Genomic DNA, 12,880 nt, shown 5'->3' on the forward strand with positions numbered 1-12,880 from the left:
TTTTGCCACGAATACACTAATTTTTTTAATACTATATTCTAATATGCAAATAATATAATTCGTGAATTAGTGGCAAAAATTCTGCTGAAAATATTTTTTTCAAGCTCAAATTATTGCGCACTAAACACATATATTATTTAAAATATCTTATGCCTTTGTATTACCAATAAGTTTAAATTTGACTTGTTTACAAATCATGAAATAGAAAAAAATATTTTAAATCTCTTTCTACATCCTATTCTGCATCTTCTTCGTTTTGAATAATATGACTCTTAAAACTTTATCATTTTTTAACTCTAAAAAGCAGTTTCGGGGATAAATAATATTAGTTTTTGATCTTTAAATTATGTATTTTTGAGAAATTATTTTAATAAAGATGAGTAACATTGATGATAAGAAAAAAGCACTCGCGTTAGTGCTTGACAAGCTAGATAAAACATACGGAAAAGGAACAGTAATGACTTTAGGCGATGAGTCTATTGACAATACGATAGAAGTAATTCCTTCCGGATCTTTAGGATTAGATATTGCATTAGGTATAGGAGGATATCCAAAAGGAAGAATCATTGAAATCTATGGACCTGAATCTTCTGGTAAAACAACATTAACTCTTCACGCTATTGCTGAAGCTCAAAAAGCCGGAGGTATTGCTGCATTCATTGATGCTGAGCACGCTTTCGACAGAACATATGCTGCAAAATTAGGAATCGATTTGGAAAACCTTATCATTTCTCAGCCAGACAACGGTGAGCAGGCACTAGAAATTGCTGACAATCTTATCCGTTCAGGAGCAATTGATATTGTAGTTATTGACTCTGTAGCAGCGCTTACTCCGAAAGCTGAGATCGAAGGAGAAATGGGAGATTCTAAAATGGGTCTTCACGCAAGATTGATGTCTCAGGCATTAAGAAAACTTACGGCTACTATTTCAAGAACGAAGTGTACGGTGATTTTCATTAACCAGTTGAGAGAAAAAATCGGGGTAATGTTCGGAAATCCAGAAACGACTACCGGAGGTAACGCTCTTAAATTCTATGCTTCTGTAAGAATTGATATCAGAAAGGCAAGTGCACCAATCAAACAAGGTGACGAAGCTATCGGAAGCCGTGTGAAAGTGAAAATTGTGAAGAACAAAGTGGCTCCACCGTTCAAACAGGCAGAATTCGACATCATGTATGGTGAAGGGGTTTCTAAAGTAGGAGAAATTCTAGATGCAGCTGTTGACATGGGAATCGTGAAGAAAAGTGGTTCTTGGTTCAGCTACGAAGAAACTAAACTTGGTCAGGGACGTGATGCTGTAAAAGATGTTTTAAGAGATAATCCTGATCTTTCTGAGGAATTGGAAAACAAGATCAAGGAAGAGTTGAAAAATAAATAGTTTTTCCAATAAAATATAGAAAAGGCAGTCTTAGGATTGTCTTTTTTTATTTACACCTATTTATACTTCTTTAAAACAAAAAACGAGATTATTCTAATGAACAATCTCGTTTTAATATTATATTTTTAACCTTATTCTGCAATTTTCCCTTGTAGCTGTAGCGCTCCGGTAACTTTCATTCCTTTGGTTAAAGTTTCAAATCTCATATTTTCTTTATTAACAAAAGCATCAATGGTAAAGAAATCCTCCATTTCGTGAGTGATCAGTTTCAGTTTCAGAATATATCCTTTAAGACTTCCATCTTCAAGCAATTCTGTTTCTTTGAAATCTACTACTGTACCAATGAAGTCAAAACATGCATAATTTGGAAGATCATTACTTGGGGCATATGTTGTAAAATCTTCACTCATTTTTGTCCCATCAGCCAAATCAAAATTCTGTTGAACATCTAATATGAAAACAATTCCACTTAAATTAATCTTCAAATGTGGCTGCGTTAAATACGTATTTTTGTTTTCTGCATAATCCGTTGCAAAATACCAAACTCCAAAAGTTTCTCTCGCTGGTCCTGCAACAATTGCTTCCAGATCACCTGCATTCTCCCATTCTCTGATTGATCTGGTTTCAAAATCCAAAGTATACTCTGTTTTTACTTCCGGATATATTGTACTAAGTTCTTCGGTTAAGACAGTTTTAAATTTCACATCTTTGAAATCGGTTTTACTTGTCGGATTTTCAATGGACGGATCATTAACCGTAGACTGCAATAAAAGAGTTTGTAAATAATTAGAATAATCTTTACTCTGGAAGTTTGTATGTCCGAAAATTCCACTCCATGTATTAACAAGGTTGTGAACATTCGATTTTCTGATGATAATTCCTGCTTCATTAGTCATTTCAGGAGCTTTAATTCCTTCCACATTCTGGAAATAATTTTTACCGTCAATTAATTGAGTATTCATGATCTCATTATTTTCATCATGAGAAAATTCTGCAAATCCTTTATAGCTGATATTGCCGTTTTCAAGAATATAAGGAATTCCTGTCTGTGCCTTATCCTCACCTTTAAAGTGATAAGCTAATGAAATCGCTTTAAACTCTTCTTCTCTCGTTGCAGGATTGTGATTCCCGTTATTATCAAACTGAGAGTGATATAAGATCACATAAGACTTTATTTTCCCTTCCTGAAGTTCGTTTTCAAACTTCTCTTCCATTTTTCTGATTCCTTCGTAGATCGGTAGTGCATACGCATCTTCTGTTACCATATACACGAATCCTTCTACTTCACCGTTTTCTTTCTCAAAAGCTGAAATAGGCGTATACTCACCTCTTAGCTGAAGAGCAATGGAGTGTACGATATACTCGTTATAAATCTTTAGCTTTTCATATGCCTCACTCACTTTATTTTCCTGGGTAGATTGTACTGGGATTTCGGATATAGTCTCTACCACTTCCTCCACTACTGTTTCTACTTCTTTCTCCTCAGGCATTTCATATTGCTGCACCGGAGTATTGACATTTCCCTGTCTGTTGTCTTTCTTCTTAAAAAAATCAAAGATTCCCATAGTATTATTAAAATTGGCGGTAAATATAATAAAAGCTCACAATAGACCCATCATAAAAAAATGCCATTGTGTCAGCTGTATTTTTAAAGAAATATTATAAAGCAAAATCGGCGGAGCCTTTGGCTCCGCCGATTCTTTATTAATTAGGCTTATCATCTGTTAATTCAAATCCCCAATCCTTTCCTTTCTGGACTGCCGGAATACCTTTAGTCATCCATAGCGGAGCTTTAGCACCTTTAAGATAATAATCAAAAAACTGCTGTTCGCGAATTTGGATATCTTTTCTGTTCTGGCGTTTTACAAGGTTATGATCATCCCCATTATAGTTGAGAAGCCATGCAGGTTTTCCAAGACGGCGTAATGCAGTAAACATTTCGATTCCCTGATACCATGGCACTGCTCCATCTTTATCATTACTCATAATAACTACCGGAGTTTTTACCTGATTAATTGTAAAGAGCGGTGAGTTCTTAATATAAAGTTCAGGTGCCTCCCATAAGTTCTTCCCTAATCTACTTTGTGATTTTTCATACTGAAACTGTCTGTTCATTCCTGATGTCCATCGAATTCCTCCGTAGGCAGAGGTCATGTTTACCACAGGTGCACCACTCCATGCAGCAGCATACATATTTGTATGAGCAATAAGATATGCCACCTGATAACCACCCCAGCTTTGTCCCTGAATTCCGATTTTAGTACCATCTACCCATGAGTTTTGCTTTAGTTTTTCAACTCCTGAATTAATATATTCCATTGCAGATTCTCCCGGGAAACCATCTGTATAAGAAATATCAGGTGTAAAAACCAAATATCCATTACTCACAAAATAAGAAATATTTAATCTTGAGGGTGTTGGAGCAGGTGCTACATAACGGTTCAGATTATCCGAAAGTTTTTCATAGAAATAAACAATCATAGGGTATTTTTTATTCGGGTCGAAATCTTCCGGTTTGTATAAAATTCCTGTGGATGTATTTCCTTTTGGTGTTGTCCAGTTTACTAATTCATCAGTACCCCAATTATAAAGTTTTTGCTGTGAATTTGTATCACTCAGTTTTTGTTGGTTTAAGAAATCTGATGTTGCAAAGATATTCGGAGAAGCTGTGTAAGATTCTTTTACTAAAATATATTCCTCAGCATTTTTTGCCTTTTGAAGAGTACGATAGCCCCATACATCTTCCATCTGAATTTTTACAGGATCTCCATTCGACTGAATAGCTGTTTTGAAAATTCCATTTGCTTTGGTTGTATTGTCAAACGCTGATAAATAAATAGAAGATTTTCTGTTTAAGCTTTTAATATCTTTATCAAGCATGTAGGTATCAAACGTTATTTTATTTTTACGCCCGAATCCATTTGTGATATTTCTTGGCTTTTTTGAACCGTTTAAGAAAAACTCCCAAAGGTCATAACGATCTCTTATAATTACAGACTCATCATTATCCGTCCAGGATGCAATTCCATAAGAACCCGGCAAATCTGGCATATCAAACTCTTCATCTACAAAAGAAACAGGCAACCCATTACTCAATGGTGATGTTTGTTTTGTTTTCACATTATAACTTAGCCATTGTCCTTTTTCTCTGTCAAAGATTACAACAAATTTTCCGAGTGGAGATACCGCAACTGCTCCATCCAGATTTTTAGTAATTTCGGTTCTGTCTCCTGTCTTATTATCAATCAGGAAGTAGGTTTTCTTTGTGGAACCTTCCCATTGTGAGGAGATACGGTTATTTACGCTCGTAATACCAATCGCAAATTCAGCATTTCCTTCATTTGCCAAACGTAATGTATCCAAATCTTCTCCATCAATATTTCTAAAGAAATCCGGTTTTTCCGTTTGCATTACAGCAGCATAAGATTTTTTCAAATCATTTTTCAACTTTTGTAGCTGTACTGTTTGCAAATAATCATCTTTATAATTCCAGATGTCTACCACAGCATGATCATTCGCTATCATTGCTGTATCTTTTGCAACAGGTCTCGGGGCAACTCCAAAATAAAGCTGTTTCCCGTTTTTACTAAATATTGGGAAACGGTTTTCAGAAATCACCCAGTTCTTTTTCATCTGAGCATTTTCATTGGTTACAATTTCCTTTTTCTTTGTTTTAAAATTAAAGTAATACAGCTCATACAGCTTTACCAAATCATTCTGTGCAGAAGAAGTTCCCACAAAAGCGAGTTGATCTCCTATTTCATCAAAAGACAACTGTGAAAAATCACCTTCCATTTCAGAAATTTTATTGACAGTTCCTTTTTGAAGATCTACTACCTGTACGGACTGAAGCGCATATTTCTTTGGCTTTGATTTATCGGTATCTTTCTTATCTTCAGATTTGTCATCTTTAGAATCCTTTCCTTCTTTTTTATCCTTTTTCTCTTCCGGCTTTTTAGTCACAAAAACAAGTTGTTTCCCATTTTTACTGAACTCATAACGAACAACATTATCATACGTAGTACTTTTCCCATCTAGAAGATTTCGAACGACTAATTGTAATGGTTTTGCATTCTTATCATCTTCTTTATTTTCGTCACCGTCTTCTTTATCGGAAGCACTATCAGAAGATTTGTCTTTTATATTTTCGAGAAGATAAGCAATATAAGAACCTGCTTTTTCAGGAGTTTTAAATGATTTTACATTAGGAATTTTCTCTGTTTTATCATTTGAGAAATCAACTATTGCAAGGCTGTCTTTTGTTAATTTATTTTTTTTAAGCTTCTTATCTTTTACGGCTTTTATATCTTTATACTCAGGGCGAATCTGAAAAACAGCAAATCTGGAATCTTCAGTGAAATCCATTTTTGTGGCTCTTGCAAAATTCTTTGATGTTTTATTTTTAACGGAATATAAAATAAGATTAGGATTTCCTTCCTGAACATCAACAGAATAGGCTATCCATTTTCCGTCATTAGAGATTTTTCTTGCGCCAATATTTTGCCAATTGTCATAAACAGAATGGTCTAAAGGCTTTTTCTGTCCATATATCCAACAGGTCATGATGAGCAGAATAAAAACTGTACACTTCAACTTCATTTTTATTATTTTTTTTAAAGGATTAAAAGTATGATATTTCTTTGATAAACCTACGCGAATTTGGTTCAATCTTAATCAAAAAAATGTCATTCTGTCACATTCCTTCAAGTGGTATTTTTTTTGAGAAATATTTGAAAATTAAAAAATCTAAAATATTATGACTAAAGGAAATATTAATGTATCAGTGGAAAACATTTTCCCACTTATTAAAAAATTTCTTTACAGTGACCACGAAATATTCTTAAGAGAACTGATCTCCAACGCTACTGATGCTACTTTAAAATTAAAGCATTTAACGGGCATCGGAGAAGCAAAAGTTGAATACGGAAACCCAAAACTTGAGGTTAAAATTGATAAAGAACAGAAAACTTTACGCATTATCGATCAGGGGATCGGTATGACAGGTGAAGAGGTAGAAAAATATATCAATCAGGTTGCTTTTTCTGGAGCTGAAGAATTCCTTGAAAAATATAAGGATACGGCGAAAGATTCAGGAATCATCGGACATTTTGGTCTTGGTTTCTACTCTGCATTTATGGTAGCTGAAAAGGTAGAAATTCTTACAAAATCTTATAAAGATGAACCAGCTGTAAGATGGATCTGCGACGGAAGCCCGGAATTCACACTTGAGGAAACTACTGATAAAACAGATAGAGGAACTGAAATTATCCTTCACATTGCAGAAGATTCTGTAGAGTTTTTAGAGGAAGGAAAAATCCGTGAATTGTTATTAAAGTATAATAAATTCATGCCTGTTCCTATTAAATTTGGAACCAAAACCCATACACTTCCTTTACCTGAAGATGCACCAGAAGATGCTGTTGCAGAAACTGAAGAAGTAGACAATATTATCAATAATCCTACACCAGCATGGACAATCGCACCAAGCGACCTTACCAATGAGGATTATATGAAGTTCTATCACGAGCTTTATCCGATGCAGTTTGAAGAACCATTATTCCACATTCACCTGAATGTAGATTATCCATTCAACCTAACCGGAGTTTTATTCTTCCCTAAACTGAGTAATAATTTAAATATTGATAAGGATAAAATTCAGTTGTACCAAAATCAGGTATTCGTAACGGATGAGGTAAAAGGTATCGTACCAGATTTCCTAATGCTTTTAAGAGGTGTGATTGATTCTCCGGATATTCCGTTGAACGTTTCCCGTTCTTACCTTCAGGCAGATGGTGCCGTAAAGAAAATTTCTTCTTACATCACGAAGAAAGTTGCGGATAAAATGTCTTCATTGATCAATGAAAACCGTGAAGATTATGAACAAAAGTGGAACGACATCAAAATAGTAATTGAGTACGGAATCATTACGGAAGAAAAATTTGCTGAAAAAGCAGATAAATTCACATTATATCCAACAACAGACGGAAAATATTTCCTTTGGAATGAATTGATTGAGAAAATCACTCCTTCACAAACCGATAAAGATGGTAAACTCGTAGTTCTGTATGCTACCAATGCTGATGAACAACACAGTTATATTCAATCTGCAAAAGATAAAGGTTATGAAGTTCTACTACTAGACTCTCCTATTATTCCACACGTGATCCAGAAGCTGGAAACTTCAAAAGAAAATATTTCATTTGCAAGGGTAGATGCTGATCACATTAATAATCTGATCAAGAAGGATGAACCTGTCATTTCAAAATTAACTGAAACTGAGAAGGAATCTTTAAAGAAAAACGTAGAAGAAGCTATTCAGGATACTAAATTCACTATACAACTTGAAGATCTTGACAGCAAAGATGCTCCGTTTACCATTACCCAACCTGAGTTTATGAGAAGAATGAAGGAAATGCAGGCTACCGGCGGTGGCGGGATGTTCGGAATGGGAAGTTTCCCGGAAATGTACAATCTGGTTGTGAATTCCAATAGTGATCTTTCTAATCAGATTTTAAAAACTGAGAATCCTGAGGAAAAAGAAAGCTTAATCAAATATGCTTTGGATCTTGCCAAGTTATCTCAAAACTTACTGAAAGGTAAAGACCTTACAGATTTTATACAGAGAAGCTATAAGCAACTTGAAAAATAATATACCGAAGGCTGTTTCATTTTGAAGCAGTCTTTTTTTATACAGTGAAGTTGGGAAATGCTAAGACGCAAGTTTTTGTATACAAATAACAATTTAATACACAATAATTTACCTCAGATAAAATTGTATAATGCTAAATATTGCTACGAATTCACGAATATTTTTTCCACATGTACCCCCCTCCTATGTTGTAAAAAGTAACCCATATAGGAACAGAGAATATAATGGTTATATATATTAGTATTAATAAAAATATTCGTGAATTCGTGGCAAAAAAAGAGAGTGTATGCTGAAAATATTTGATCTTATTGAGTCTTAAAAATATCCTTACACAGGAAAACTCATCACTCACTTATCTTTTCTAATAATCTAAAAATCATCAACAGCTCATTTAAATAACCTGAATATTATAAACCTGTTCCTTCTTTTTCTATTAATCTTCATTCTATCATCCTATATTTTATTCATTTTCTATTGTATAACTTATCCTTTTTTGCCATTTTTGTATAAAATGTAGGTCATGCAAAAAGAAAAATTACGCGTCATCAGAAAGCAAAAAGGCTATACTCAACAGCAGGTAGCTGATTTTATTGCAACAGATGTATCCAATTACAGCAGAAAAGAAAGCGGTGATGTAAGGATCGTAAAAGATGAATGGGACAAACTTGCCCGTTTTTTGAATGTACCTATTGAAGATATTTATGAAGAGGAGGAAGCTACAGTAGTGGTTAATAATGATCATCCTGTATTTAATGATAGATCTTCTTCTGCGGGAGTAATTACTACTCAGAATAACTATGATAATATTCCAGGAACCATCATTGAACATCTACAAAACTATATTTCTTTATTAAAAGAGGAAAATGAAAGATTAAAAGAGGAATTAAAAGGGTTTCAAAGTTCTTCAAGTCCTTCAAGGGCTAAGAAATAACCTGGATTTAAATCCACATAAAAGTAAAAAGAATCCAGCGGCTTTGTCGCTGGATTCTTTTATATTATTCCTTAATAATTTTATAGATTTTTATTCCTTCGGAAGTCTGTAATTTAAAGATATAAACTCCTTTTGTAAAAGATGAAATATCAATTTTCTTTTCTTTTGATCTTTTTAGAAACTGTCCAGTTGAAGTAAAGATTTCTATATTTTCTATTTTTGTATTGGTTTCAATGTTTATAAAATTAGAAGTTGGATTTGGATAAATATTTGCCTGCTTACTTCCAATTTCATGGGTTGATAAAACAGCTTCGGGATATAATTTAAAAATCCAACTATCCTCCCATTCTGTATTTTTTCCTGACCCTACCAAATCTCCATTCACAGATTGTGTACTCCCTGCAACAACGATACTTCCGTCAGTATTCTGTACAAAATTCATAGCCTCATCATAAAAGGATCCTCCCCAGCATCTCTTCCATAGAATATTTCCTAATCGGTCAAACTTCACTAACCAAATATCAGATGCACCATGATACCCACTTTCATATACCGTTTTATTACCATTCCATACAACTCCTAATGTAATATAATTGTTATCTGTAGATTTTATAATTTTGCCCATATTATAATATTCTGCATATTCACTTCCAATCTTTTTCTGCCATATAATATTGCCATCAAAGTCAGTTTTGAAAAGCCAAAAATCATTATCAGCATCAGTAGCAATACCAGCTAAATCTCCATCCATAGATCCTGCCTGTCCCCAAAATACATAACCATCAACATCTTTAACAAAATCAGTAGCAGACTCCCATCCAGAGCCACCATACGTTTTTTGAGACAGTAAATTTCCTGAAGGGTCTAACTTGAACATCCATATATCTCGTCCTCCATGATTATTAGTAACTGTTCCATCATTAGATCTTGTATCAGCAAAAATGATATAATTATTGTCTGGAGTTGTACCTATTCTGGCACCCAAATCATCGGCAGTACCACCATATGTCTTAGACCAAACTAAATCTCCATTTAAAGTAATTTTGTTAACTCTGATATCTGAAAAACCACCATTTAATATTCCTCCAAGCAAAATATATCCGTCTGCAACAGGTAGTATATCATAAAGACCTTCTCCAAAATAAAACTTTTTCCAAATAAAATTTCCCATCCCATCCATTTTAAAAACCCACATCTTTTCAGAATCATAATGACCAGACATATCGCCATCTGTAGATTTTGTAGTACCAATAATCATAAAATTACCATCTGCTAGCTTGATAATTTTCCTACCATAATCTACACTGGATCCGCCAATAATTTTACTCCAGACTGGGTTCCCATTTGCATCAATCTTGTTAATTACACAATCATAATTAGATCCGGGTACTGTATTTGTTTGTCCTATTGAGATATATCCACCATCAGAAGTTTGGGTAATATCATTGGTTCGAGTATGGAATCCTATTGTTGCTGTTACTTTTTGCCATTCCATAGTTGGAGCTGTTTGGGCATAGAAAAGACAACACTTTACAGTGATTAAGAGTAATAGTAGAGTTTTTTTCATGGTTTTGTTATAAAATATTTAAATAATATATTTATTTACAAAGTTAACCAGATATATTATTAAAACAAATCCAATAATTATTTTATGAAATTGGGATAACTACAATTCCGCCATAGGATCCCAAAATATTTTTTTGAATCCCTTTATTCTTAAGTTTTCCACAGTAATTCCTTCTGCTTCTAATTTCTTTTGGAACTCCGGAACAGATAAGGTCCCTGAACTGGAAATAACGCGGTGTGCAGGAACATCTTCAGGGCAGCCTCCCATTGCTTTTCCTACATGGCGGGAATGATTGGGATAGCCCACTGCTTTCGCTATGGCTCCATATGTAGAAACTCTTCCCTTTGGAATAAGCCTGGCTACTTCGTATACCTGTTGTTTGAAAATTTCGTCCATATCTAAAGTCTTAGCAAAAGAATATTAAGTTTTTGCATCATTTTTGAACTCTCAAAGCCTCAATGATGTTTCATTAAAAGATAAAGATATGAAAAAATCATTTTTCCGTTTACTGAATGTGATCAATAAAAAGGTTCTTCCAAAGCTGAGTAAGAAGGACCCAACCAAGCTGACAAAGATTGAAAAAGGAATTCTTGCGTATCGTTATTTTGTACTAGTGAATTCTTTGGATTGATTTTATTTTCCCGCATATAGTATAGATTTTCTCAGATTCCAATGATGCTTAAATATTAGCTCGTAGATTTAGTTGATAACGTAGATTTGTTGGAAATCGCAAAGACGCAAAAGCATTTGGATTAGCATTATACCTATTTTTTAAGGCGTAAGAAGATCAGAGATCTTAAGCAAGTGTTACACGTATTTTTTGCCCACAAATGCTCGAATTTATTTTATTGATACTAATATATTAAATATCATATTCTATGTACCTATGTGCTTATATTTTCTAAAACCACATAGGTACATAGGACTATTCACTTTCTCATTCGTGAATTCGTGGCAATATCCAGCAGTATACAATTTTATCGCAGATAAAATCTTTGCGCCTTAAAGCATCATCTATGTAAAAAGAATTGCGCCTTTGCGATTTCCAACTCTCTACACAGAATCTATGTCATCAACTAAATCTGCGAGATATCAAAAAATCCGAAAATATAAAATAAAAAAGGCGCTCCCAAAATGGAAGCGCTATATTATAATCTCATAAAGAGTTTATTACTTAAGCATTCTCAAGAATATATGAGAACATCAATGGTGCACAGATGGTAGCATCACTTTCAACGATAAATTTCGGTGTAGTAATATCAAGTTTACCCCAAGTGATTTTTTCATTTGGAACTGCTCCAGAATAAGAACCGTAAGATGTAGTAGAATCAGAAATCTGGCAGAAATAAGACCAGAAAGGAATGTCATGCATTTCCATATCCTGATATAACATTGGTACTACACAGATAGGGAAATCTCCTGCGATACCTCCACCGATTTGGAAGAATCCTACTCCTTTTCCTGCTGAGTTTTTAGTATACCAATCTGCAAGGTAAGTCATGTATTCGATACCTGATTTCATTGTAGTAGCCTTAAGCTCTCCTTTGATACAGTAAGAAGCGAAGATGTTACCCATTGTAGAATCTTCCCATCCTGGAACTACGATTGGTAAATTTGCTTCTGCAGCAGCGATCATCCAAGAGTTTTCTCTAGGAATTTCATAATACTGCTCCAATACTCCTGAAAGGATCATTTTGTACATAAATTCGTGTGGGAAATATCTTTCTCCTTTAGCTTCAGCATTTTTCCAGATCTCCACAATGTGTTTTTGTAATCTTCTGAAAGCTTCTTCTTCAGGGATACAAGTATCAGTAACCCTGTTCAGACCTCTCTCTAAAAGATCCCACTCGTCCTGAGCAGTCAAATCTCTATAATGAGGAACTCTTTCATAGTGAGAGTGCGCTACAAGGTTCATCAAATCTTCTTCAAGGTTGGCACCTGTACAAGAAATAAAATCTACTTTTCCCTGACGGATCATTTCTGCAAGAATCTTTCCTAACTCAGCAGTAGACATTGCTCCTGCCAAAGTAATCATCATTTTTCCGCCATCTTTAAGATGTGCAACATATCCTTTAGAAGCATCCACCAATGCAGCTGCGTTGAAGTGCAGGTAGTACTTTTCTATGAATTCAGTTATCGGTTTGCTCATTTTTATAATTTTTGCAAAGATAAAACTTAAAAACGGAATGCAGCCCAAGCACTTGAAGAAAGTCTCATACAGGAGTGCTTTTTTATCATTTGTTAAATGAGCTGGATGAGTGTATATGCTTTTTTGTTGAATAAACACAAATTTCGACTTCGCTCAATATAAGATCTTTAGCAAAAGACAGATTCATTTTTTTTTGCCACGAATGC

The 12,880-nt window shown here is 34.2% G+C and carries 9 protein-coding genes; 4 read left to right on the forward strand and 5 right to left on the reverse strand.

Annotated elements, in window-relative coordinates:
* Positions 1-376 precede the first annotated feature (376 nt).
* The gene (gene recA / locus BBI01_RS13215) at positions 377-1,378 is read left to right on the forward strand and encodes a recombinase RecA (protein ID WP_065395136.1); all 1,002 of its coding nucleotides are present in this window, start codon (positions 377-379) and stop codon (positions 1,376-1,378) included.
* 131 nt (positions 1,379-1,509) lie between these two features.
* Here recA and BBI01_RS13220 read toward each other — a convergent pair whose 3' ends face one another.
* Entirely contained in the window at positions 1,510-2,943 is a 1,434-nt protein-coding gene (locus tag BBI01_RS13220) for a hypothetical protein (RefSeq protein ID WP_065395137.1), read from the reverse strand.
* Positions 2,944-3,082: 139 nt separating this feature from the next.
* Positions 3,083-5,977, reverse strand: coding sequence for an alpha/beta hydrolase family protein (locus BBI01_RS13225; protein WP_065395138.1), 2,895 nt, complete (start codon positions 5,975-5,977; stop codon positions 3,083-3,085).
* Positions 5,978-6,134: 157 nt separating this feature from the next.
* On the opposite strand from BBI01_RS13225, the gene htpG reads away from it, so the two are divergent.
* Together htpG and BBI01_RS13235 are read left to right on the forward strand one after the other, a co-directional pair.
* The gene (htpG, locus tag BBI01_RS13230; protein WP_065395139.1) at positions 6,135-8,027 is read left to right on the forward strand and encodes a molecular chaperone HtpG; all 1,893 of its coding nucleotides are present in this window, start codon (positions 6,135-6,137) and stop codon (positions 8,025-8,027) included.
* Between the two features lie 520 nt (positions 8,028-8,547).
* The gene (locus tag BBI01_RS13235) at positions 8,548-8,958 is read left to right on the forward strand and encodes a helix-turn-helix transcriptional regulator (RefSeq protein WP_065395140.1); all 411 of its coding nucleotides are present in this window, start codon (positions 8,548-8,550) and stop codon (positions 8,956-8,958) included.
* A gap of 64 nt (positions 8,959-9,022) precedes the next feature.
* Here BBI01_RS13235 and BBI01_RS13240 read toward each other — a convergent pair whose 3' ends face one another.
* Both BBI01_RS13240 and BBI01_RS13245 read right to left on the reverse strand, forming a co-directional pair.
* The gene (locus tag BBI01_RS13240) at positions 9,023-10,525 is read right to left on the reverse strand and encodes a T9SS type A sorting domain-containing protein (protein ID WP_083190105.1); all 1,503 of its coding nucleotides are present in this window, start codon (positions 10,523-10,525) and stop codon (positions 9,023-9,025) included.
* Between the two features lie 99 nt (positions 10,526-10,624).
* On the reverse strand, positions 10,625-10,921 hold the full coding sequence (locus BBI01_RS13245; protein WP_065395142.1) for an MGMT family protein: 297 nt from the start codon (positions 10,919-10,921) through the stop codon (positions 10,625-10,627).
* An 88-nt stretch (positions 10,922-11,009) separates the two neighbouring features.
* On the opposite strand from BBI01_RS13245, the gene BBI01_RS22825 reads away from it, so the two are divergent.
* The gene (locus BBI01_RS22825; protein WP_165602248.1) at positions 11,010-11,156 is read left to right on the forward strand and encodes a hypothetical protein; all 147 of its coding nucleotides are present in this window, start codon (positions 11,010-11,012) and stop codon (positions 11,154-11,156) included.
* 543 nt (positions 11,157-11,699) lie between these two features.
* Here the strand turns inward: BBI01_RS22825 and BBI01_RS13255 are convergent.
* Positions 11,700-12,674: a deoxyhypusine synthase family protein gene (locus BBI01_RS13255; protein ID WP_065395144.1), complete on the reverse strand. Its 975-nt coding sequence runs from the start codon at positions 12,672-12,674 to the stop codon at positions 11,700-11,702.
* Between the last annotated feature and the right edge of the window lie 206 nt (positions 12,675-12,880).

This window comes from Chryseobacterium artocarpi (assembly GCF_001684975.1).
GTDB lineage: Bacteria > Bacteroidota > Bacteroidia > Flavobacteriales > Weeksellaceae > Chryseobacterium > Chryseobacterium artocarpi.